At 71.6% G+C, this 24,081-nt stretch carries 14 protein-coding genes; 10 read left to right on the plus strand and 4 right to left on the minus strand.

Annotated features, from left to right (window positions below; all coding sequences use genetic code 11):
• Window positions 1-236 precede the first annotated feature (236 nt).
• Genes ACFY3L_RS07765 through ACFY3L_RS07780 form a run of 4 tightly spaced genes read left to right on the plus strand, consistent with a single transcriptional unit; the run spans window position 237 to window position 7,090 of the window.
• A complete protein-coding gene (locus tag ACFY3L_RS07765) occupies window positions 237-3,254 on the plus strand; it encodes an FtsX-like permease family protein (RefSeq protein WP_389319826.1) in 3,018 nt (1,005 codons plus the stop codon).
• Window positions 3,255-3,265: 11 nt separating this feature from the next.
• Window positions 3,266-4,138, plus strand: a complete 873-nt coding sequence (locus ACFY3L_RS07770; protein WP_052387520.1) for an ABC transporter ATP-binding protein — start codon at window positions 3,266-3,268, stop codon at window positions 4,136-4,138.
• Between the two features lie 4 nt (window positions 4,139-4,142).
• A complete protein-coding gene (locus ACFY3L_RS07775; protein WP_389319829.1) occupies window positions 4,143-5,024 on the plus strand; it encodes a tetratricopeptide repeat protein in 882 nt (293 codons plus the stop codon).
• A gap of 11 nt (window positions 5,025-5,035) precedes the next feature.
• Window positions 5,036-7,090 carry an arginase family protein gene (locus ACFY3L_RS07780; RefSeq protein WP_389319832.1) on the plus strand — a complete coding sequence of 685 codons (2,055 nt, stop codon included), beginning with the start codon at window positions 5,036-5,038 and terminating at the stop codon, window positions 7,088-7,090.
• A gap of 45 nt (window positions 7,091-7,135) precedes the next feature.
• Here the strand turns inward: ACFY3L_RS07780 and ACFY3L_RS07785 are convergent, their stop codons facing one another.
• Window positions 7,136-9,025, minus strand: coding sequence for a penicillin-binding transpeptidase domain-containing protein (locus ACFY3L_RS07785; RefSeq protein WP_389319835.1), 1,890 nt, complete (start codon window positions 9,023-9,025; stop codon window positions 7,136-7,138).
• Between the two features lie 183 nt (window positions 9,026-9,208).
• Between ACFY3L_RS07785 and ACFY3L_RS07790 the strand changes: the two genes are divergently transcribed.
• Both ACFY3L_RS07790 and ACFY3L_RS07795 read left to right on the plus strand, forming a co-directional pair.
• A complete protein-coding gene (locus ACFY3L_RS07790; protein ID WP_389319838.1) occupies window positions 9,209-14,068 on the plus strand; it encodes an NAD-glutamate dehydrogenase in 4,860 nt (1,619 codons plus the stop codon).
• 128 nt (window positions 14,069-14,196) lie between these two features.
• Complete coding sequence (locus ACFY3L_RS07795; RefSeq protein ID WP_389319841.1) at window positions 14,197-15,156, plus strand: type IV toxin-antitoxin system AbiEi family antitoxin domain-containing protein; 960 nt, start codon at window positions 14,197-14,199, stop codon at window positions 15,154-15,156.
• Window positions 15,157-15,214: 58 nt separating this feature from the next.
• Here the strand turns inward: ACFY3L_RS07795 and ACFY3L_RS07800 are convergent, their stop codons facing one another.
• The gene (locus tag ACFY3L_RS07800) at window positions 15,215-16,666 is read right to left on the minus strand and encodes a glycoside hydrolase family 3 protein (RefSeq protein WP_389319844.1); all 1,452 of its coding nucleotides are present in this window, start codon (window positions 16,664-16,666) and stop codon (window positions 15,215-15,217) included.
• 185 nt (window positions 16,667-16,851) lie between these two features.
• Between ACFY3L_RS07800 and ACFY3L_RS07805 the strand changes: the two genes are divergently transcribed.
• Complete coding sequence (locus ACFY3L_RS07805) at window positions 16,852-18,024, plus strand: ROK family protein (RefSeq protein ID WP_389319847.1); 1,173 nt, start codon at window positions 16,852-16,854, stop codon at window positions 18,022-18,024.
• Between the two features lie 132 nt (window positions 18,025-18,156).
• On the opposite strand, the gene ACFY3L_RS07810 is transcribed toward ACFY3L_RS07805, so the two are convergent.
• Together ACFY3L_RS07810 and ACFY3L_RS07815 are read right to left on the minus strand one after the other, a co-directional pair.
• Window positions 18,157-19,158 carry an ABC transporter permease subunit gene (locus tag ACFY3L_RS07810; protein WP_389319850.1) on the minus strand — a complete coding sequence of 334 codons (1,002 nt, stop codon included), beginning with the start codon at window positions 19,156-19,158 and terminating at the stop codon, window positions 18,157-18,159.
• The gene (locus ACFY3L_RS07815) at window positions 19,155-20,177 is read right to left on the minus strand and encodes an ABC transporter ATP-binding protein (protein ID WP_389319853.1); all 1,023 of its coding nucleotides are present in this window, start codon (window positions 20,175-20,177) and stop codon (window positions 19,155-19,157) included. Before ACFY3L_RS07815 ends, ACFY3L_RS07810 begins: the two co-directional genes overlap by 4 nt.
• Window positions 20,178-20,256: 79 nt before the next feature.
• Between ACFY3L_RS07815 and ACFY3L_RS07820 the strand changes: the two genes are divergently transcribed.
• From ACFY3L_RS07820 to ACFY3L_RS07830, 3 genes are all read left to right on the plus strand, one after another.
• Window positions 20,257-21,039 carry an ABC transporter ATP-binding protein gene (locus ACFY3L_RS07820; protein WP_389319856.1) on the plus strand — a complete coding sequence of 261 codons (783 nt, stop codon included), beginning with the start codon at window positions 20,257-20,259 and terminating at the stop codon, window positions 21,037-21,039.
• A 116-nt stretch (window positions 21,040-21,155) separates the two neighbouring features.
• On the plus strand, window positions 21,156-22,091 hold the full coding sequence (locus ACFY3L_RS07825; RefSeq protein WP_389319860.1) for a transporter substrate-binding domain-containing protein: 936 nt from the start codon (window positions 21,156-21,158) through the stop codon (window positions 22,089-22,091).
• On the plus strand, window positions 22,079-23,038 hold the full coding sequence (locus tag ACFY3L_RS07830; protein ID WP_389319863.1) for a hypothetical protein: 960 nt from the start codon (window positions 22,079-22,081) through the stop codon (window positions 23,036-23,038). The genes ACFY3L_RS07825 and ACFY3L_RS07830 overlap by 13 nt, the downstream gene beginning before the upstream one ends.
• The last annotated feature ends 1,043 nt before the right edge of the window (window positions 23,039-24,081 follow it).

Here is a 24,081-nt window from a genome sequence, read left to right on the forward strand (position 1 = left end):
CCGCAGCGTAGCGGAGGTGGCGGCATGGCCGGCCCGGAGCGCAGCGGAGTGGCTGCGAACCATGGGTGCAGTGCTTGGGTCAGGCCGGCGCCGCAGCGTAGCGGAGGTGGCGGCATGGCCGACCCGGAGCGCAGCGGAGGCGGCGGCATGGCCGGGCCGGAGCGCAGCGGAAGGCTGCGAACCATGGGTGCGGTGCTTGGATCAGGCCGGCGCCGGAGCGCAGCGGAGGTGGCGGCGTGATCGGGCTCGTGCTGTCGATGATCAGGGCGCGGCCCGGGCAGGCCGTCACGGCGTTCGTGATGGCCATGTTCGCCCTGGCCGCCGCGGTGAGCGCGCCGGTCTACATCACCACCGCCGACCGGGCGGTGGTGGCGAGCGAGGTCGACGCCGCGCCCGTCAACGAGCTGGTCGTGCAGGCCCGCCGGGAGACGAACGCCGGCGACCGCGCCTTCGAGGACCTCGCGCCGAAGGTCTTCGTCTTCCCCGGGTTCTCGACCGTGTTCAGTGCCGAGACCAACACGTACGTGGTCAGCCCCGTGGCCGGCGTCGATCCGATCGCGCCCCGGTTCGTGTACCGCGACGACACCTGCGCGCACCTGCGGATCGTCGAGGGCCGCTGCTTCATCAGCGCGAGCGAGATCATCCTCAGCAAGCCCACGCTCGACCAGCTCAAGATCAGCGTGGGAACGGTGCTGGACGTCAACTGGTCCGTGTTCGACTCCGAGGGCCAGGAGTGGGTGCCGGCCGGCGCGCATCCCACGGCCATGTCGGTCGTCGGCGCGTACGAGCCGATCGACGCGACCGAGCAGTACTGGGCCGACTTCGGCTACTTCGACGACCGGCCGTCCGCCCGGCGCGTCACCGCACCGATCTTCGCCGGCCGGCTCTCGCTGGAGTCGGTCGACCGGTTGACCGAGCGGCAGGCCCTCGACGTCGTCATCGACCACGACGCGATCACCGGCGACAGTCTCGCCGCGGTCAACGGCGCCGTCGAGAGCGGCCGCTCCCAGCTGCAGGGCCTGTCCGGGTCGCCGACGGTCAAGGCGGACCTGCCGCACCTGCTGCGCCGGATCGAGCGCGACCGCAGCCTGGTCGCCCAGGTCGTGCCGGTCGCCGCGGTGCCGCTCGTGCTGCTGTGCTGGTTCGTGCTCTTCGTCGCCGTCGCGGCGGCGACCGCCGAACGCCGGCTCGAGCTCGGCCTGATGGCCCTGCGCGGGGTCACGTTCCCGCGCCGCTGGTGGCTCGCCGCCGGCGAGAGCATCGTGCCGATCCTGTTCGGCGCCGCCGCCGGCTTCGTCGCCGGCAACTACCTCGTCCGGCTCGCCGCCTGGCTGCTGCTGGGCGCCAGCGGCGACGTGCCGCTGTCCGAGGGCGCCAGCGCGTGGGCGCTCATCGCCCTCGTCGGCGCCCTGTGCGCGGCGTTGCTGGCGCAGCGGGCGGAGCTGGCCAAGAAGACCATCGACCTGCTGCGCAACGTGCCGAGCCGGCTGTCGCGCTGGGGTGCCCCGGTCTTCGAGGTCGCGGTGGTGGTGCTCGCCGTCGTCGCGGTGCTGCAGCTGCGCGAGGGCGACAACGGCCTGACCGGCTTCGCGACGTTCGGCCCCTCGATGGTCGTCATCGCGGTGGGCCTGCTCGCCGCCCGCGGCGTGCTGCCCCTCGCCGAGCGCAGCGGCCGGCGCGCCCTGCGCCGCGGCAGGATCGGCCCGACCCTCGCCGCGTACGCGATGGCCCGCCGCCCCGGCAGCCAGCGCATCCTCGCCATGTTCGTGGTCGCGATCGCCCTGGCCTGCTTCGCGGCGACCGCGGCGACCGCCTCCGACGACAACCGCGACCTGCGGATCAGGGTCGAGCAGGGCGCCGACCGGGTCCTCACCGTCGAGCCGGTCAGCCGCACCGAGCTGCTGACCAAGGTCCGGGCGCTGGACCCGGCCGGCGACTTCGCCATGGCCGCGGCGATGCTGCCGCGGTCGGAGGACTCGGGGGTCCCGCCGATGCTCGGCGTCGACTCCTCCCGCCTCGCCAAGGTCGCGCTGTGGAACGACGCCCGGTTCACCGCCGCCGAGGCCGCCGCCGCGCTGCGCCCCGACGTCCCGCGGGAGAGCATCGTCCTGGACAACAAGGACGTGACCCTCGACATCACCGTCGACAAGCTCGCCGACGCGTTCCGGGTCAGGTTCGTCCTGGCCGTGGTGCCCCTGGACGGGTCCGCCGCCGGCGCCGTCGACTTCGGCGCGCCGCAGCTGGGGCGTCACACGTACATCAGGAACCTCCCCATGTGCGTCAACAAGTGCCGCCTCGCCGCGCTGCGCATCGACCAGCCGGAGGACCGCGGCTTCGACGCCACGGTCACCCTGCACTCCATGGCCCAGCACGGCCAGACCGTCACCGACTTCAGCCAGGCCGACGAATGGCGGGTCCCGGAGACCCCCGGCCCCAAGCTGCTCGTGCCGCAGGTGTCCCTCGCCGACGGCGGGCTGCGCCTGGAGGTGGCCAACTACAAGGGCGCCGACGTCGCCTACCGGCTCCTGCCGGCGGACGCGCCGTCGCCGATCCCGGCCGTCATGGCCCGCGCCGCCGGCATGGGCGACCACATGGCGACCTTCGACGGGTCCCAGATCGCGGTGCAGGTCGCCGGCGAGGTCGCCCAGGTGCCCCGCCTCGGCCCACGCGGCGGCATCGTCGACCTCGAATACGCCGAGCGGCTCTCCACCGAACGCGTCGACACGATCACCCCGCAGGTCTGGCTCAACGCCAACGCCCCCGCCGACATCCTCGGACGGATGCAGGATCAGGGCCTGAAGGTCATGACCGACCGGCGCATCGGCCCGCTGCGGGACGCCCTCGACGAGCAGGGGCCGGCCGTCGCGCTGCGCTTCCACGAGCTCGCCGCCGGCCTCGCCGTCATCCTCGCCGGGGGTGCCCTCTGGCTCGTCACCGCCCTGGACCGGCAGCGCCGCCGCGGCGAGCTGCGGGCGCTGCGGGCGCAGGGCGTCGCCCGCCGCGACGCGTCCGCCAACGGCTACCTGGCGCTGGTCGGCACCGCGGCGGTCATCGGACCGTTCGCCGCTCTGGCAAGCTGGCTGCTGGTGCGCGAACATCTTCCGGTGTTCACCGACGACCCCGGCTCCTTCCCGGTGCCGATCTGGCCGTCGCCACTTCCGGTCGCCGTCGCCTGGGCGGTGGCCGTGCTCATCCTCGCCGGCCTGGCGCTCCTCGCCGGTGCCCGGCTCCGTGCCGCGACCAGACAGCGATAAGGGGACTGCTCATGAACGGGTTGGCGGTGGCCTGCCGGCGGGTCGTGCACATCTACCGGGCCGAGGCGGGCGACGTCGTGGCGCTCGCCGGTGTCGACCTGTCGATCGGGCCGGGGGAGACCCTTGCCCTCGTCGGGCCGTCCGGCTCCGGCAAGTCGACGCTGATCGCGCTGCTCGCCGGGCTCATGCGGCCGTCCGCCGGCCGGGTCAACATCGGCACGTACGACATGGGCAAGCTCTCCGACGGCGAGATCGCCCGCCTCCGCGGCACCGAGATCGGCGTGGTGCTGCAGGGCGCCGCCCGTAACCTGCTGCCTTACGCGACGCTGCACCGCAACATCTGGCTCGCCCAGCGCCGCGCGGCCCGCACCGAGGGCATCAAGCTCGACGACCCGGACCGCATCCTGGACCTCGTCGGCCTGCCCGGCCTCGGTCGGGCCCGCATCGACGAGCTCGCGCCCGGCGCCCGCCAGCGCGCGGCGCTCGCCGTCGGTATCGCCGCCGGACCCGGCCTCCTGCTCGTCGACGAGCCCACCAGCCAGCTCGACACCGCCGGTCGCGACGAGGTCCTCGAGGCCCTCGAGACCGTCAACCAGGAGCGCAACACGACCATCGTCGTCGTCACCCACGACGGTGACGTGGGCACCCGCCTCGGCCGCGCCGTCACCATCCGCGACGGCCGCGTCGGCGCCGAAGGCCGCGACGGGCAGGACTTCGCCGTCGTCGCCGGGGACGGCACCGTCCAGCTGCCGCCGGAGGTCCTCGGCGACTTCCCGCCCGGCACGCTCTTCACCGTGGAGCACATCGACGGCGCCGTCACACTGGTGGCGGGGGGATCCGACCGGTCACTTGCGGCGGACCACTTGGGGCACGTGCAAAACTAGCTTCATGAGCGACCCAAGGCAGACCCAGTCGATCTTCACCCGCGGGGCGGTGGACCTCGGAGCCCTGGCCCGGAGCAATCAGGCCGCGGCGCAGCGATCTGCCCAACCCTCCGCCGCGCCGAGCTCGGCGTTCGTGTTCGACGTCACCGAGGCCAATTTCCAGGACGCCGCCCTGCAGCGTTCGGTCACCACCCCGGTCGTCCTGGACTTCTTCGTCGCCGGCAGCCAGCCGCACCAGCAGTTCTCCCCGCTGCTGGAGAAGCTCGCCGCCGAGGGTGAGGGCACCTGGCTGCTCGGCCGCGTCGACATCGAGGCCAACCCGCGGCTCGCCCAGATGTTCCGCATCCAGGGCATCCCGTTCGTCGTCGCGATCGTCGGCGGGCAGCCCGTCGACGCGTTCAACCAGATGCTGCCCGAGACCCACCTCCGCCAGTGGATCGACGCGGTGCTCAAGGCCGCCGGCATCGAGGTCCAGCGCGGCGACGACCCGCGCCTGCTCGCCGCCGACGACGCCCTGATGGACGGCGACCTCGACGGTGCCGAGCGGGCCTACCGCGCCATCCTCGCCGACACCCCGGCCGACGCGATCGCCGAGTCCGGCCTGGCCCAGGTCGCCCTGCTGCGCCGCACCTCCGGGCTCGACCCGGAAGCGGTCCTGGCGGCGGCGGGTGAGGACCTCGCCTCCCAGCTGCTCGCCGCCGACATCGAGGTGCTCACCGGCCAGGCCGACCTGGCCTACAAGCGCCTCATCGACCTTGTCCGCCGCACCCCCGGCGACGACCGCGAGACGGTGCGCAAGCACCTCGTCTCGCTGTTCACCGTCGCGGGGCCCGACGACCCCGCGGTCGCCAAAGCCCGCCGGGCGCTGGCGAGCGCGCTGTTCTGAGCCGGGGCGGGATGCGCCGGATCGCCGTCGTCGACGCACCGAGCAACCTGGGGTTGCGGCCACCGACCGCAACCTCGGTCCCCGGCTGCGCGAAAGCACCCGGCGCGCTGCGTGACAGCGGCCTGCTGGTCCGGCTGGGCGCCCGCGACGCGGGGTGCATCACCCCTTCGCGGTACGACCCGGCCGGCTGGCAGCCCGGCGACGGCGTCGCGCAGGCCGACGAGATCGCCGTCTTCGTCCGCCGGCTGGCCGACCGGATCGGCGCCATCCTCGCCTCCGGCGACTTCCCGGTCGTCCTCGGCGGCGACTGCTCGATCCTGCTCGGCGCGGGGCTGGCGATGCGGCGGCACTCGGCTGACATCACCGGCAACCTCGCCGGCCGGATCGGCCTCGTCTACGTCGACGGCCACTCCGACTTCCGCCACGAGGGCAACGCCTCCTACGTCGGCGCCGCCGCGGGTGAGGCGCTCGCCCTGGCGACCGGCCGCGGGCAGAGCAACCTCGCCTCGATCGAGCAGCGCCGGCCGTACTTCCGCGACGTCGACGTCGTCCTGCTCGGCATCCGCACCCACGACGAGTACCGCCTGGACCTGCAGGCCGCGGGGATCGTCGCGCGGGCGGTGCCGGAGCTGCGCTCGCACGGCGCGGCCCGCTCGGCCCAGTGGGCCCGTGACCAGCTGCGCGACTGCGCGGGCTTCTGGGTGCACGTCGACGTCGACGTCCTGGACCCGGCGGTGATGCCGGCGGTCGACGCGCCCGACGTGGGTGGGATCGCCTACCGGGAGCTGGAGATCCTGCTCAGTGGCCTGGTCTCCGACCCGCGCTGCGTGGGCGTGCAGGTCACGGTCTTCGATCCGGACTACGACCCCGACGGCCAGTACGCGCGCGAGGTCACCGACGTCCTCGTCGCCGGCCTGGAGCCGCTCGTCACGTCGTCGGCCCTGGCCGCCACCGACCTCACCCCGGTGGTCTCGGCCCCGCCGCTGAACGCGGACTTCCTCACCCCGGTGCTCTCCGCCCCGCCGACGCCCGCCGACGATGAGCCGCCCCTAGAGCCGGACCTGGTCCTGGAGCCGGACCCGGAGTCGGACCCGGTCCTGGAGTCGGACCCGGTCCTGGAGTCGGACCCGGTCCTGGAGTCGGACCCGGTCCTGGAGTCGGACCCGATCCTGGAGCCGGATCTGGACGTCGAGCCGGTCGGCGATGCGATGCCGCACGACGGTGCCGAGGACATGACAGAGCCTGCGCCGTCGGATTCCGAACAGGCATTGGTCAATGCGACCGTCGCCGTCGAGCCGGTGGATGCTGAGGTGGTGGAGCCGGCTTCCACGGAGTCCGGCGATGCTGAGGCCGTGGACGCCGGCGCTCCCGACCCCGAACACGCGTCGGCCGATTCGGCCGGCGATCCTGAGGTGTCAGACGTGGCTTCGTCCGACCCCGGACAGGCGTCGGCCGATTCGGCCGGCGGTTCCGAGGCGGCCGGGGCCGAGCTGCCGCCCCTCGGGTGGGTGGACGTGCGGACCGGGGCGGTGGTCGACCTGGCCGCCGGTCGGGGAGCCGGGCGCGTGGAGGACGGGAAGGCCGGGGCGCCGTTGCTTCCGGCGTACAGTCGCGGCGCCGTGATCGGCATCACCACTCGCAAACCGATCGACCTGGCTGCCGAGGAGGAACCCGTCGGCGATGTGGACGGCGGATGGGTGGCTGTCGGCGGTGCGGCCGGGGAGGCGGAGGTCGAGGAGGCCGCGGACGAGCCCGTGGAGCAGCCCGCCGAGGAGCCGGCCGGGCCGGGTGGCGCGCTGCCGTTCGGGCGTCCGGGGCGCAAGGGGCGCAGGGCTCCCAGGCTGGCCCTGACCCTCGCGCCGATCTCCGCGCCGCCCGCGTCGGGGCGGCTCGCCCGGCGCGCCGACCCGCCCGAGGACGCCGCCGTTGCCGCCGACCACGGCGCCGTCGTGCCGTTCGTGCCGGCACAGTCCAGGACGCCCGCCGAGGGGCCCGAAGGGCCGCTGACCGATGTGGTGCCTGCCGCTCGTACACCTGAGGAAGAACCGACACCGAAGCAGCATTGACATGACGCGGCCCCACCCGCGGTGGCGAGTGGGGCCGGTCGGGCGTCAGCCGATGGTCTGGAAGAACTTCCCGGCGATCGGGACGGCCGCTGCGGTGCTGGCGCCACCGTTCTCCACGAAGACGCAGAAGGCGATGTCGCCGCGGTACCCCATGAACCACGAGTGCGTGTGGGCGGGGTCGTTGTCGTACTCCGCGGTGCCGGTCTTGCCCCGCAGGTCGCCGGGGAGATCCTTGAGCTGGTCGGCGGTGCCGACGGTGACGACCTCGCGCATCATCTGCCGCAGCGGGTCCAGCGCGGCCTGGCTGAGCTGCGGGCCGTCCTGGGCGGGGTTCTTCGGCGCGGGGTCGAGCACGAGCTGCGGCTGCTTCCACTGGCCGCGGGCGATCGCGGCGGCGGCACCGGCCAGCGCGACCGGGGACGACAGCGTGGTGCCCTGCCCGAACGCGGCCGCGGCCTGCTCGGACTTGGAGCCGTTCGCGGAGACCTTGCCGGTGAAGACGTCGACGCCGAGGTCCCACGGGATGCCGATGCCGACGCTCTGTGCGGTCTTTGCGAGGCCGTCGGGGGCGAGCTGCGGGGCGAGGGCCGCGAACGCGGTGTTGCACGACTTCGCGAAGTCGGTCCGCAGCGGCACGTTGCCGAGCTCCATGTCGTGGGAGTTCTTGAACGTGCGGCCGTCGACGGTGAGGGTCTTCGGGCACGGGACCACCGTCTCGCCGGTCGTGCCCTTGGTCAGCACGCCGAGTGCGGTGATCGTCTTGAACGTCGAGCCGGGCGGGGTCTGCCCGACGAGCGCGAAGTTGTTGCCGGCCGCGCCGGGGCCGTTGGCGACCGCGACGATCGAGTTGTCGCTGATGCGGATCGCGACGAGGGCGGACCGGCGGGTGTCGAGGGCGAGGGCCGCCTCGGCCGCGTTCTGCATGTTGACGTCGAGGGTGAGCTTGATCGCGGCACCCGGCGCCGCTTCGGTGGTGAAGAGCTTCTTGTCCGGGGTGCCGGTCGGCTTCGGGACGATGACGGAGACGCCGGCCTTGCCCTGCAGCGCCGTGTCGTACTTCTGCTGGATCCCGGACAGGCCGACGACGTCGCCGACTTTGTACTTGCCGGGGTTCTTGTCCATGATCTCCTTGGTCACCTCGCCGGACGTGCCGATCAGCGCGCGGGCGAACTGCGCCGAGGGGCCCAGGGTCTGCGTCGAGTTGCGGGTGACGATGCCCGGCGTCGAGTTGAGCTTGTTGGAGATCGTGTCGTAGACCTCCTTGCGCAGCGTCACGACCTCGACGAACGCGTCGGGCTTCGCGTTCTTCACCCTGTTGGGCAGGGCCGACAGGTCGACCTGCACCTTGGCCGCGGCGAACGCGTCGGTGAGGTTCTTCGTCACGATGTTGATGTCGGTGACCGAGCGGGGCTGGACGCCGATGATGACCACGGGCTTGCTGCTCACGATCGGCTGGCCGGAGCCGTCGAGAATGCTGCCGCGGGGACCAGCCGTCTTCTTCACGACGATCTTGTCGGTGGGCTCCAGTTCCGGATTGATGGTCTTGGCGCCCCAGACCACGGTCCACTGCTTGTCGACGCGCTTGGCCTGGACGGTGGTGTCGTACTCCCACGTCGAGTCGGCGACCGGCCACTTCACCGCCACGACGGTGCTGGCCTCGTCCTTCTTGACCGCGGGCGAGCCCTTGATCGTCAGCTTGGGCGGGGTGGCGGCGAGGTCGCCGGCGACGGAGGTCCACAGCTTCTGCGCCGCGTCGCCGCTGAGCGCTTTGCCGTCCGTGCCCACGAACTTCATCCCGGCGATGTTGCCCTGCTCCCACGCGGCGAGGAACGTCTTCAGCGCGTCGTCCGGCGGCTTGCTGGAGCAGGCGGGCAGGGCTCCGAGCATCGCCAGCCCGGCGAGGAGGGCGATCATGCGACGAGATGAAACGGCCATGGGGGCGATTCTGCGTCATGAAAGCCACGATCCGCACGCCCCAAGATCGGAAAAGTTGGACAATTGGTATGGGACGTGCTGGTCGATCGGGTAACCGACCCTGGCCAGATCAGAATTGTCGGGGGTACGTCTTACGCTGTTCGGGACAACCCACAGCGTCGTGGGTGAGGGGAGAACAGACCAATGAACCGGCCCACGGCAACGGTGCGCACTGCGGTCGCCGAGCCAACGATCGAGGACGACGAGTTAGCGCAGCCCATGCCCAACGCTGAGCACCTCGTCGCCGAGGCGGTGGTCCTGGCAGCCGCGCAGGACACCGATCCCACACTCGTCGCGCACTACTGGCGACTCGTCCCCGACGAGGAGCTGGCGAACTGCCCGGTGGCGAAGATGGTGGCGGCCACCCGGTCGCACCTCGAGCTCGCCCAGCAGCGGGTGCCCGGCGAGCTGAAGCTCCGCCTGGGGCTCAGTGTGACCGGCGGCACATCACTGGAGATCGTCACCGATGACATGCCGTTCCTGGTCGACTCCGTCACCAGCGCGCTGTCGGCCCGCAATCTCGACGTCAACCTGCTCGTCCACCCGCTCGTCGTGGTGCGCCGCCAGCCGCTGGGCGCCCTGGAGGAGGTCCGGGTCGGGCTGGAGCCCGAGGACGCCGCCCCCGCCGACATCGTCGAGAGCTGGATCCGCATCGAGATCGACCGCATCCGCGACGATCACGAGCTCGAGGAGCTGCGCACCGACCTGGCCCGCGTGCTCAACGACGTGCGTGAAGCGGTCGAGGACTGGCCGAAGATGCGCACCCAGGCGCTCGCGCTCGCCGACGAGCTCGGCAGCGCGCAGCTTCCGGTGCCCGACAAGGACATCACCGACTCGGTGGAGCTGCTGCGCTGGCTCGCCGACGACCACTTCACCTTCCTGGGCTTCCGGCAATACAAGCTGGTCAAGGGCGACAACGGGGAAGACCTGCTGCAGGCCGTCCTCGGCACCGGCCTGGGCATCCTGCGCGCCGACCAGACGCACCCGCGGGTCCTGAGCTCGATGACCGCCGAGGCCTACGCCAAGGCCCTGGAGAAACGCCTGCTGATCATCACCAAGGCCAACTCCAGGGCGACCGTGCACCGCTCCGCGTACCTGGACTACATCGGCTTCAAGATCTTCGACGCCGACGGCAACGTGACCGGCGAGAAGCGCTTCCTGGGGCTGTTCTCCTCCGCGGCGTACCGCACCAGCGTGCAGGACCTGCCGGTGGTCAAGCGCAAGGTCGCCGAGGTGGTGGAGCGCTCGGGCCTCTCGCCGCGCTCCCACTCCGGCAAGGACCTGATGGAGACGCTGGAGACCTACCCGCGCGACGAGCTCTTCCAGATCACCACCGACGAGCTCTACCGCTCCGCGATGAGCGTGCTGCGCCTCGCCGGCCGGCGGCAGCTGCGGCTGTTCCTGCGCCGCGACGCCTACGGCCGCTTCATCTCCTGCCTGGTCTACCTGCCCCGCGACCGGTTCACCACCGCCAACCGGCTGCGCATCCAGCAGATCCTGCTCGCCGAGCTCAACGGCATCGGCGTCGACTACGCGACCCGGGTCGGCGAGTCGAAGTTCGCCCGGGTGCACTTCATCGTGCGCACCGAGCCCGGCAACCCGCCCGGCGACATCGACGTCGACGACCTGACCGAGCGGCTGTCGGAGGCCACCCGCCTGTGGGACGACGACTTCCGGCTCGTGCTGGAGCGCAAGCTCGACGACGAGCACCAGGCGAAGGAGCTCTACCAGCGCTACGGCGCGGCGATCTCGGAGACCTACAAGGACGAGCACACGCCGTATGAGGCGGTGAAGGACGTCGCGAAGCTGGAGCTGCTCGACGAGCCGGGACAGCTCGTCATGCACGTCTACCGGCGCCGCCAGGACGAGAGCGACATCCGGTTCAAGGTGTACCGCTACGGCGAGCCCATGATCCTGTCCGCCGTGCTGCCGGTGCTGCACTCCCTCGGCGTGCGGGTCACCGACGAGCGACCGTATGAGATGCACCGCTCCGACGGCACCATCTACCTCTACGACTTCGGCCTGCAGCTGCCCGCCGACTCGCGGGCGATCACCGAGGTGCGGCCCCACCTGGAGAACGCGTTCTCAGCCACCTGGCGCGGCGAGGCCGAGATCGACAACTTCAACACCCTCGTCATCAAGGCCGGCCTCACCTGGCGCGAGGTCGTCGTCCTCCGGGCCTACGCCAAGTACCTGCGGCAGGCCGGCACGGTGTTCTCGCAGGACTACATGGAGTCGACGCTGCTGCAGTACCCGTCGGTCGCCTCCAAGCTCGTGGCGCTCTTCGCGGCCCGCTTCGACCCGCGGCTGCAGCTGTCCGAGGAGAGCCGCGCCGTGCAGTCCAAGGAGCTGGTCTCGGCGATCCACGCCGACCTCGACGAGGTGACCAGCCTCGACCAGGACCGCATCCTGCGCTCGTTCCTGACCCTGATCCAGGCGACGCTGCGCACGTCGTTCTTCCAGCGCGGCGAGGCGGGCCGGCCGAAGTCCTACACCGCGTTTAAGCTCGACCCGCAGTCGATCCCCGACCTGCCGGCGCCGCGGCCGAAGTTCGAGATCTTCGTCTACTCACCGCGGTTCGAGGGCGTGCACCTGCGCTTCGGTTCGGTCGCCCGCGGTGGCCTGCGCTGGTCCGACCGGCGCGAGGACTTCCGCACCGAGATCCTCGGCCTGGTCAAGGCCCAGATGGTGAAGAACGCGGTCATCGTGCCGACCGGCGCCAAGGGCGGCTTCGTCCTGAAGCAGAACCCGGGCGACCGCGACGAGGCCGTCGCCTGCTACCAGCTGTTCATCTCCGCCCTGCTCGACGTCACCGACAACCTCGACGGCGGCAAGGTCGTCGCCCCGGCCGACGTGGTCCGCCACGACCCCGACGACCCGTATCTCGTGGTCGCCGCGGACAAGGGCACCGCCACGTTCTCCGACATCGCCAACGAGATCTCGGTGAAGTACGGGTTCTGGCTCGGCGACGCGTTCGCCTCGGGCGGCTCCGCCGGCTACGACCACAAGAAGATGGGCATCACCGCCCGGGGCGCCTGGGAGTCGGTCAAGCGGCACTTCCGGGAGCTGGGCGTCGACACCCAGACCACCGACTTCACGGTCGTCGGCGTCGGCGACATGTCCGGCGACGTCTTCGGCAACGGGATGCTGCTGTCCCGGCACATCGTGCTGGTCGCGGCCTTCGACCACCGGCACATCTTCATCGACCCCACGCCCGACCGGGTGGCGTCGTTCGCGGAGCGGCAGCGGCTGTTCGGCCTGCCCCGCTCGTCCTGGGCCGACTACGACACGTCGCTCATCTCCGCCGGCGGCGGGGTCTACCCGCGCACCGCGAAGTCGATCCCGCTCACGACGGAGGCTAAGGCGGTGCTGGGCATCCCGTCCTCGGTGACCTCCATGACGCCCAACGAGCTGATGCACGCCATCCTCGCCGCCCCCGTCGACCTGTTCTGGAACGGTGGGATCGGCACCTACGTCAAGGCCACCAGCGAGTCGCACACCGACGTCGGCGACAAGGCCAACGACTACATCCGGGTCAACGGCCGGGAGCTGCGCGCCAAGGTCGTCGGCGAGGGCGGCAACCTCGGCCTGACCCAGCTGGGCAGGATCGAGTTCGCGCTCGGCGGCGGCCGAATCGCCACCGACTTCATCGACAACTCCGCCGGCGTCGACTGCTCCGACCACGAGGTCAACATCAAGATCCTGCTCAACCGCGCGGTCGCCGCCGGCGAGCTCGACCAGGCCGAGCGCAACCCGCTGCTGGCCCAGATGACCGACGAGGTCGGCGAGCTGGTCCTGCGTGACAACTACGACCAGGCCACCGCGCTGGGCAACGCCCGTGCACAGTCCCGGTCGCTGCTGCCGGTCCACAAGCGGCTCATCGCCGACCTGGAGCGCCGCGGCCAGCTCGACCGGACGCTGGAAGGGCTGCCGACCGACGAGGAGCTCGACTCCAGGGCGGCGCTCGGCGTCGGCCTGACCTCACCCGAGTTCGCCGTCATGCTCTCGTACGTGAAGATCGTGCTCGAGCACGAGATCCTCGACTCCGGCCTCCCCGACGAGGAGTGGACCAACGAGGTGCTCGTCGCGTACTTCCCGACCGCGCTCCGCGAGCGCTTCGTCGAGGTGATGGCGGAGCACCCGCTGCGCCGCGAGATCGTCACCACCGCCGTCGTCAACGAGGCGGTCAACCGGGGCGGCACGTCCTTCTTCCACCGCGCCTCGGAGGAGACCGGCGCCGGCTCGGCCGACGTGCTGCGCGCCTCCGTCGTGATCCGCGAGGTGTACGGGCTGAACGCCCTGCGCGCCGCCGTCGAGGCCCTCGACAACCAGATTCCGACGGAGTCGCAGACCGAGGTGTACCTGGAGATCCGCCGGCTGCTCGACCGTGCCGTGCGCTGGCTGGTCTCCAACCGGCGCCTGCCGATCGACGTGCCCGGCGAGATCGCCCGGCTGCGCCCCGGCATCTCGCGCCTGCTCGGCGAGCTCGACACCCTCTTCCGGGGGCGCGAGCGCGACGTCCTGACGGCCAACACGACCCGCCTGCGCGACCTCGGCGTGCCCGAGGAGCTGGCCGAGCAGACCACCCGCATCATGTACGGGTTCGGCCTGCTCGACATCGTGGAGGTCGCCTCGCAGACCGGTCGTGAGGTCAACGAGGTCGCGACGGTCTACTACGTGCTCTCCGAGCGCTTCCGCATCGACAACCTGCTGTCGAAGATCTCCGACCTGCCGCGCGAGGACCGCTGGCAGACCCTGGCCCGCATGGCGCTGCGCTACGACCTGTACGCGGCGCTGGCGGCCCTGACCGCGGAGGTCCTCAACGGCACCGCCCCTTCCGGCGACGCGGAGGCCCGGGTCGACGAGTGGGAGCAGAGCAACGCCACGTCGATCGCCCGCACCCGCAACGCCATCGGCGAGTTCGCCGAGTCCCCTGGCGACCTCGCCGCCCTGTCCGTCCTCCTCCGCCAGATCCGCACCCTGGTCCGCGCCTCCGCGGCCTGACCCTTCTCATGATCCGGAAGACTTTTTGTCGCTAGGGCGACCATAAGTCTTCCGGATCATCGAGACGGTTATCCACAGGTGCCGAATGAGGCTTCCCGTGGTGGTGGGGTGGTCGCAGGCTGGGGTGGGTGTGGGATGAGCTGATCGAGGCGCAGGCCGGGGTGGTGACCCGCAGTCAGGCGCTGGCGGCGGGCTGGACCCCGTCCGCGATCCGGGCGCATCTCGGCGCGGGACGCTGGTTGACGGTCCACCACGGGGTGTACCGGACCTTCACCGGCGAGATGCCCCGCCGTGCCTCGCTCTGGGCGGCGGTGCTGTCTGCCGGTGCGGGCGCCGCGCTGAGCCACCGATCGGCCGCGGAGCTGCACGGGCTCGTGGACGGGCAGGCCGACCCGATCCACGTGACGATTCCGGGCAGCCGGCGGATCCGGCCGCTGCCGGGCGTGGTCGTGCATCACCGGGCCCGGCTCGCCGGCACGGTCTACCCCGGTCCGGCCCTTCGGCGCACCCGGGTCGAGGACACGGTGCTCGACCTGGCCGAGCAGGAGCGGCGCCTCTCGTCGGCGATCGCCTGGCTCACCACGGCGTGCAGCCGCGGCCTGACGACGCCTGACCGGCTGGCGGCCGCACTGCGCGGCCGCAGGAAGATGCGCTGGCGGCGGCTGCTGGAGGCCACGGTCGACGACGCCGCCGTCGGTGCGCGCTCCGTGCTGGAGCTGCGCTATCTGAAGGACGTGGAGCGGGGGCACCGCCTGCCCGCTGGCCGTCGGCAGGTCCGGCGGCGACAGCCAGGTGCGACGCGATACCGGGACGTCGAGTACAAAGCGTTCGCCACCGTCGTCGAGCTCGACGGCCGCGCCTTTCACCCTGAGGAGCACCGTCGGCGCGACCAGCGGCGGGACAACGCGACAGCCGCAGATGGCCAGCGGACGCTCCGCTACGGCTGGGCAGACGTGGTGGCGCCCTGCGCGACCGCCATCGAGGTTGCCCGGGCGCTCAAGGCCGGCGGCTGGCGCGGCAGGCTCCAGCCGTGCCGCCGCCCCGACTGCCCGGTCCGCCGCGTGACTCGCCGCCGCACTTTCTCATGATCCGGAAGACTTCTGGTCGCTCTGGCGACAAAAAGTCTTCCGGATCATGGGGGGTGGGTCAGGCGGCGAGGCCGAGGGTTTCGGCGGCGGCGCGGCCGTTGGCGTGGCTGGCGCCCCAGGTGGTGATGAAGGCGCGGGCGCCGGTGGGGCGCCAGGAGGACGGCCAGCCCATCTCGACGACGGTGACGGGGTGGGCGGCGGCCAGGGTGTCGACCAGCGCGCGGGCGCCCGGCAGACGGTGGACGTTACGGCCCACGACGACGATCGGGCGGGTGCCGGCCTTGGCGCGCAGCTCCTCGGCGGCGGTCTGCTCGGCCACGACGCGGATCTGCTCGGTGCCGTTGACGTGCGGGCCGAGGCCCCACGGGACGCGGCCCGCGGCGATCGACGACTCCGACTCCAGCTGGACGATCAGCGGGGCGTCGGAGCGGTCCACGGAGCCTTCGATGCGGACGGCGCTGAGCGCCGCCGGGTACCCGAGGCCGGGCTCCTCCCGGTCGGTCCGGTCGCCCTGGCGGGTCCAGTCGGCCAGCGCCTGGACGCGGGCGACGGCCTCCTCCAGGCGCGCCAGGGGCAGGCGGCCGTCCTGGACGGCGGTGACGATCTCGTCGACGCAGGCGAGGGTCAGCTTCTCGTCCACGTCGGCGCCGATGCAGAGCAGGTCGGCGCCGGCGGCGAGGGCGAGGACGGCGCCGGCCTGGGTGCTGCCGGCATACCGGGCGGCGCCGAGCATCTCCAGGGCGTCGGTGACGACGACGCCGGTGAAGCCGAGCTCGGCGCGCAGCAGGTCGACGAGGACGGCGCTGCTGAAGGTGGCCGGGGCGGCGCCGGTGAGGGCGGGCACGCGGATGTGCGCGCTCATGATCGACTTGCTGCCCGCCTCGATGGCGGCGACGAACGGCGGCAGCTCGCGGCCGCGCAGCTCCGCCGCGGAGATGTCCACGGTCGGCAGCTCGAGGTGCGAGTCGGCCAGCGTGGCGCCGTGGCCGGGGAAGTGCTTGGCGCAGGCGGCGACGCGGGCGCTCTGCAGGCCCAGCACGGCGGCGGCGGTGTGCCCGGCGACGAGGTGCGGGTCGGCGCCGAAGCTGCGGGTGCCGATGATCGGGTTGTCGTCGGCGGTGTTGACGTCGACGGTGGGCGCCAGGTTCAGGTTGAGGCCCAGCTGGTCGAGCTCCGCGCCGATGGTCCGGTACACGCGGCGGGTGATCGCCGGGTCGCCCAGCGCGCCGAGTGCGGCGTTGCCCGGGTACGGGCTGCCGAGGTGGTGCGCCAGCCGGGTGACGTCGCCACCCTCCTCGTCGATCGCGATGAGCACGCCGTCGCGAGCCGAGTGCAGCTGGGTGGTCAGTGCCGCGACCTGGTCGCGGTCGACGATGTTGTACCCGAACAGCAGGTGACCGGCCATGCCCTCGCCGAGCAGGTCGACGGCCCAGGCCGGGGCCTGCGCGCCCGGGAACGCGCCGAGCAGCGTGCCCAGCGCCAGCCTGCGGAGTCCTGGATCGTTCGCCACGGTTGTTCCCCCCTCAGCGCGCGGACCAGTGTTGAACACTCGTCTGACGCGCTATCCACGATCGTAAGAGCATCTTGACCGGATGTGCGTAGGCCGTGTGAATAGTGTGACCGTACGCTTCCGGTATAGGTTGCCCGAGGCAATCTAATAGGAAAGTTTCTTAAATACTAGGGGTGTTCGTCACCATGAGTTCTGCTCGCCTTCCAGGCACTCCGAGGTTGCTGCGCGCGCTCAACGACCGTGCGGCCCTTGAGCTGCTGCTGAGCAAGGGACCACTGACCCGCGCGCAGCTCGGCGAGCTGACCGGGCTGTCCAAGGTCACCGCGTCGCAGCTGGTGGAGCGCCTGGAGGAGCGCGGTCTGGTGGCGCGCGTCGGCGAGCAGGCGGGCGGCCGCGGGCCGAACGCCCAGATGTACGCCGTGGTCCCCGCGACCGCGTACGTCGTCGGGGTCGACGCCGGCCCGCAGCACGTGGTGGCCGGCGTGGCGGACATCACGGGCAGGATCGTCGGCCGTACGGACGTCTCCATCGGCGAAGGGGACGACCCGGTCAAGGTCGTCCACGCCGCCGTGGTCGAGGCGGCCGCGGAGGCCGGCGCGCCGATCGAGCGCATCCGCCGCATCGTGCTCGGCACGCCCGGCCTGGTCGACCCGAAGAGCGGCGAGATCACGTTCGCGTGGGACCTGCCGCGCTGGCACCGGGGCCTGCTCACGGCCCTGCGGGAGGACCTCGGCCGGCCCGTCGTGTTCGAGAACGACGTGAACCTCGCCGCCATCGCCGAGCAGCACAGCGGTGCCGCGATCGGGGCGAAGGACTTCGTGCTGGTCTGGCTGGACCGCGGCGTCGGCACCGCCGTCGTGCTCGGCGGGCGGCTGCACCGCGGCAGCGTCGGCGCGGCCGGCGAGATCGGCTATCTGCCGGTGTCCGGCACGCAGGTCAGCCGCGACGCGACCCGCCGGTCGAAGAGCGGCTTCCGCACGCTCACCGACGCGGCGGCGGTCAAGACGGTCGCCAAGTCCCACGGGTTCAAGGCCGCCGGCGCGGGCGATGCCATCAGGGCCGCGATCGCCGCCGGTACCGACGGCAGCCCCTTCCTTGACGAGCTGGCCCGCCGGATCTCGCTCGGGGTGGCCTCGGTGGGGCTGGTGCTCGACCCTGAGCTGGTCGTCCTCGCCGGCGAGATCGGCCAGGCGGGCGGCGCGGACCTCGCGCAGCGGGTGCAGCACGAGGTCGCCGCGATCGCCGTGGTGTCGCCGCGGGTGGTGGCCACCGAGGTGTCCAGCGAGCCGGTCCTCAACGGCGCCATCCTGACCGGCCTCGACGCGGTCCGCGAAGAGGTCTTCGGCGACACCGCCTGAGGCCGGTGTATCGAGGCGATGCCGCCTGAGGCAGGTGTATCGAGGCGGCACCGCCTGGGGCCGGTGTGTCGAGGCGATGCCGCCTGGGGCCGGTGTGTCGAGGCGGCACCGCCTGATCGCCGGCCGGGTGGTTCAGTTGGTGTCGCGCCGGCGCATCGAGGCGAACGCGCCGGCCAGCACGACCGCCACGACCGCGGCGATCACCAGGCCGCCCTGCTGCCAGCTGCCCCAGAAGGTGTCCTGCGGCACCACGCAGTTCGTCTCGGTGCAGTACCCGGACGTGCCCTGGAACGTGTAGGACTTGTTCAGCCAGGCGGAGACGTAGCTGGAGAGGCGGTACTTCTCGGAGTAGTCGGTGCCGCCGATCAACCCGAAGATGATGATCGCTCCGAGCTCGTAGACCAGCAGGTACGCGATGCCGACGCCGAGCGCCGCCGACGTGTGCCGCCCGATGGAGGCGATCGCGAAGCCGAGCGCCGTGCCGGCCATCGTCAGCAGGATCACCCGCAGGCCCGTGATGAGCAGCGACGACCAGTCCGCCAGGCCCATGGAGCTGACGGTGTCGTTCGTGGCGGCCACGGCGACGAACGCGCCGGTCCAGACCGCGAGGTACACCGCCGCCACCAGCGCCGTGCCGGCACAGGCCGCGATCAGCTTGCTGCCCAGGACCGCGCCGCGGCGGGGGGCCCAGAGCAGCAGGTTGAGCATGCCGCCGGAGCTCCACTCGACGCCCACGAACGACGCGCCGAGCACGAAGCCGGCCACCGTCAGCACGATCGCCGCGGTCGTGAACAGCTCCGGCCACTGGCGGCTGAACGAGAAGCCGTAGTCGAGCATCGAGTCGGCGGTCGGGCGCGGGCCGTAGTCGCAGTTACGCGGGAACTTGATGCCGGCCGGACCGGTGCGGATGCCGCTCTGCACGTCCTCGCACAGCGCGACGTTCTCGTCGTAGATCGCCGCGGCGGACGCGGCCCGCTCGGTGGCGGTGTTGTACTCCGCCGCGGTCGGGTTGCTGCGGGTCAGCGAGAACCCGAAGGTCAGGAAGGCCAGCAGGGCCGCGATGAGCACGAGGGTCACCAGCGTGACCCGGCGGCTGAACAGGCGGGTCCACTCGGCCCGCAGCAGCTGGTTCATGCCGGCCGTCCGTTCTCGATGATCTGACCTGTGCCGTTTTGCTCATGTTGTACGGGTGGATCCTGCTCGGGCCAGTCGGAGTTGTCGACCGGGCGGAACTGCCCGCGCCGGGGCCCACCCCCGGTGAGCTGGAGGAATGCGTCCTCCAACTGCTGGACCGGGGCGAGCTCGCGGACCCACAGGTCGTTGACGCCCAGGGCGCGCGAGACCCAGGACGGGTCGGCGAGGTCGTGCACGATGATCTGGTCGCCGGACAGGGTGACCTGCGCGCCGGCGTCGGCGAGCACCTGCGCGGCCCGCTCGGTGTCGTCGACGCGGACCCGGTAGGTGCCGCGGTCGTTGGCGGCGAGCACCTCCGACACCGGCCCGGCCGCGACCCGCCGCCCCCGGGAGATGATCGTGACCGAGTCGCAGATCTGCTGGATCTCGGCGAGGATGTGGCTGGAGATCACCACGGTCGTGCCGCGGTCCGCCTGTTCGCGGAGCAGGTCGCGCATCTCACGGATGCCGGCCGGGTCGAGCCCGTTGTTCGGCTCGTCGAGGATCAGCAGCTCGGGGTCCTTCAGCAGGGCGGAGGCCACCGCGAGGCGCTGCCTCATGCCGAGCGAGTAGGACTTGACCTGGTCCTCGGCGCGGTTGGTGAGACCGACCTGGTCCAGCACCACGTCGACGCGCTGCTTCGGTACACCACCCGCCTTCGCCAACAAGGTCAGCGTCTTGTGGCCGGTGAAGTTGCCGAAGAACGCCGGCGCCTCGACGATCGCGCCGACCCGCGACACGACCTGCGGCAGCGCCCTCGGCACCGGCTGGCCGAGGATGCGCATGTGACCGGACTCGGCGCGCAGCAGCCCGAGCAGCGTCTTGAGCGTGGTGCTCTTGCCGGACCCGTTGGGTCCGAGGAACCCGTGGATCTGGCCCTGGTGGACCTCCATGTCGAGGTGGTCCAACGCGACGCGGGGCTTGCCGAACAGCGTCTGGTAGGTCTTCACCAGACCGGCGATTTCCAGAACGGCACTCATCCCCGCGCACGATACGGCTTTCGTCACGGGCGTGGGGGGCCGGACCTTCCGTACTTCGGGCGCGTGGTTGGATTGGGCCGTGTCAGATGACCTTGTCATCGCGGTGGACAAAGCGACGGTGACCCGCAACCGGTCCGATCTCATCCGATCGGTGAGCTGGCAGGTGGAGCTCGACGAGCGCTGGGTGGTGCTCGGCCCCAACGGCGCCGGCAAGACCACGCTGCTGAATCTCGCCGGGGCGCGGCTGTACCCGACCCGCGGCACGGTGACCGTGCTCGGGGAGAAGCTCGGTCGCACCAACATCAACGAGCTCAAGACCCGCCTCGGGTTCTCCTCGGCAGGGCTGCAGCTGCCGCCCGACGAGACGGTGCGTGACGTGGTCGTGACCGCGTCGTGGGCGGTCGTGGGGCGCTTCACCGAGCGGTACGACCACATGGACGAGGCGCGGGCGCAGGCGCTGCTGGAGCAGTTCGGCGTCGGCGCGCTGGCCGATCGGCTCTACGGCACCCTGTCCGAAGGCGAGCGCAAGCGGGTGCAGATCGCCCGGTCGCTGATGGTCGACCCGGAGCTGCTGCTGCTCGACGAGCCGACCGCCGGCCTGGACCTCGGCGCCCGCGAGGACCTTGTGCGGCGCCTGTCGGAGCTGGCCGCCGACCCCGACTCGCCGGCGATCGTGCTGGTCACGCACCACGTCGAGGAGATCCCGCCGGAGTTCACGCACGCGCTGCTGATGCGCGACGGCGGTGTCGTGGCGCAGGGCCTGCTGCACGAAACGGTGACCGCCGAGAACCTGTCCGCGGCGTTCGGGCTGCCGCTGCGACTGTCGATCGTGGACGGTCGCTACCACGCGCAGGCGGTCTAGAAAACTGTCGTACCCCAGCGGTACCGTTCGATGCATCTGAACGGGGGGTTTCGACGGTGGCCGATCCAGTTGTTGATCCACCCGGCGATCCGGATCCTGGCCCGGATCCTGTGCCGGTGCGCCGGACCAGGGTCGCGCGGCTGGTCGCGTGGGTCGTGGTGCTCGTCGCGGTCATCGTGGTCGCGGTGGTCGTGGTCGTGGACGTCGGGCCGCCGTCGGAGGCCGACCTGCGCCAGCGTGCCATCGGCGGGCGCAGCGAGCTGCTGATCGGGGTCAAGGACGACACCCCGGGCGTGAGCCTGCGCGACAAGACCACCGGCGAATATGCCGGCTTCGACATCGACATCGCCTATCTCGTCGCGGGCGATCTCGGGTTCCGCCCCGACCAGGTCCGTTTCCTGTCGATCGAGACCGAGGACCGGGCCAGGATGCAGGCCCGCGCGGGCGACGGCAGGTTCGTCACCGTCGACCTCGTCGTGGCCAGTTTCAGCATCACCAAGGAGCGGTCCGAGCAGCCGGGGGTGCGCTTCGCCGGGCCGTATCTGAGCACCCAGCAGTCGGTGGTCACGCTCAAGGCGCACAAGCCGGTCAGCAGCCTCGAGGACCTGCGTGGGGAGCGGGTCTGCACCCTGGCCACCTCCACGTCCAGCGAGGTCGCCAGGTCCGCCGGCGTGACCCTCTCGGGGAAGAACGAGATCAGCTCCTGCGTCGCCGGGCTCAAGGCGGGCGAGTTCGACGCGGTCACGACCGACGCGGCGATCCTCGCCGGCTTCGTCGCGGAGGACGGCGGGCAGACCCTCGTGCACCACGACGTCGGGCTCACCGGCGACGAGCGGTGGGGGATCAACTGCGGTGACAACGAGGCCTTACAGACCCTGGTGAACCTGTACCTGTACCGCTCCGCGCACGACGCGACCGACCGGCGGTGGGAGCAGGCGTATGACAAGTACCTGCGCAGCGAGCAGCGGTTCAGCCCGAATCAGCAGGTGGCGATCGACCACCAGCCCGAGGTGCCGAAGGTGGACGTCCGTCAGTGGCCGTGGGAGAGGTAGGCGGCGACCGGGAGTGGCTGCTGCCGCTGCTGCCCACGTTTCCGATCGTCCTGCTGGTGCTGCGGCTGTGGTATCTCAGCCGGCAGAACGTGCAGACCATGCTGCTCTTCGTGCAGTACGTGAGCCCGCTGGGCCTGCTGAGCACGCTGGTGATCGCGCTGCTGTGGGTGTTTCCGGCGGCGCTGCTGCTGACCCGGGTGCTGGGCGCGCTGCTGGAGCTCAGCGACCCGGCCGCGGCGGCGACGTCCCGGCTGGCCGCGGCCGCCCGGCGGATCCCCGACTGGGTGGTCGTCGTGGCGCTGGTGATCGGCGGGCTGACCTGGCAGCTGCGGTTCCTGCCACTGCTGGTCATGGTCGCGCTGTCGATCCTCGGCCTGGTCGTGCGGCAGCGGGCGGCCGGCGTGGGCGCCGCGGCGGCCGCCACGGGGGTGGTGCTGCCGTTCGTGGCGGCGGTGCTGGAGTACACGTTCCTCGGCCCGGCGATCGTCGCGGCGCTGCGGGAAGGTGAGCCGGTCACGTTCATTCTGCTGGCGCTGCCGCCGCTGGTGACGCCGCTGCTGACCGGGCCGGTGCCGGCATGGGCGGCGCGGGCCGTGACGCACTGGCCGGCGGTGGTGGCCGCGTTCGCGGCGCCGTTCCTGATCGGGGTCGTGTTCCTGCGCGCCCCGATCCTGCCGACGGTCGCCGTCGACACCGACGACGGGCTGCTCGTCGGCTCGGTGATCACCGTCGACGACCGGATGACGACCCTGCTCGACACGGGCGGCACCGTCCACTTCGTCCTCAACGAAAGCGTCCAGGCGAAGGTCCTCTGCGACGCGGGCGACCGGCCGCCGGCCAGCACCGTCGACGCGCACGGCTGGTCGGTGGAGCAGACGGCGCTGAGCTGGATCGCCCCGGCCCGCCGGCCCACCCCGCCCGACCCCCGCTGCGAGGGCCGCCGCTGACCTGCTCGCGGCCGGTCGGCGCCCTGTGCCGCACGCGGCTCCGCGGCCGTCCGTGGTCGCTGCCCGCGTGCGGGTTCGCCGATCCATGTGGGATTTCGCCGTCGCAGGCCAGCACGGAGGGTGGATTCTTCCCGGCTGGCCCGCGGCTCGGGCGTCAGGTGGCGTGGTTGTCCGTGCCGTGGTCGCGGTGATGTTCCTCGGCCGCCGTCCTCACGTGGTCCAGCGCTGTCGAGGGCGTCATTCGGTGCTTCCACACCGTCGTTGGTTCTCACAACCCAGTGCACATCAGCTGAACGCCGGCGCCGCACTCGCCGTCGTTGGCTTCACGAACCAGCGCAACGCACTCTCGTCGCAGCACCATCCCTGCCGGCGTAGTTCCCCTTGGAGCGATTGCGGTCGTGGCCTTCTTCGATGATCGAAGTCGTCTGGTGGTCGTGCGGGCGGCCAAGGTTGTCCTTCGATCACGGTGGTGGTGAGGGTTGCCGGCTGAGTGGTCCGTGTTCGCTGTCCCCGGTGGTGATGTCCGTGTGCGGAGGCAGGGTGCGTCTTCCGCACGGATCTGGGGCCGGGCGCCTGGTGGCGTGGTTGCCGTGCGTGGCGTGGTCGCGGTGGCGTTTCCCGGCCTTCGTTCTCGCATGGTCCAGCGCCGTTGAGGGTTTCATTCGTTGTTTCCACACCGTCGTTGGCTTCGCAAACCAGCTTTCGTTGCAGCGCCATCCGCGCGTTTGTAGCCCCGTTGGAGTGATCGTGGCCGTGACCTTCGATGATCGAAGTCGTCTGGTGGTCGTGCGGGCGGCCAGGGCTGTCCTTCGATCACGGTGATGGTGAGGGTTGCCGGCTGAGAGATCCGTGTTCGCTGTCCCCGGTGGTGATGTCCGTTCGCGGAGGGAGGGTGTGTCTTCCGTGCGGACCTGGGGGTCGGGCGTCTGATGGCGTGGTTGCCGTGGTGTTCCCCGGCCGCCGTCCTCGCATGGTCCAGCGCCGTCGGGGGTGTCATTCGATGTTTCCACGCCGTTGTTGGTTTCCAGGACCGGTGCACATCC

The organism is Dactylosporangium sp. NPDC000521 (genome assembly GCF_042898305.1).
In the GTDB taxonomy this organism is placed as follows: Bacteria; Actinomycetota; Actinomycetes; order Mycobacteriales; family Micromonosporaceae; genus Dactylosporangium.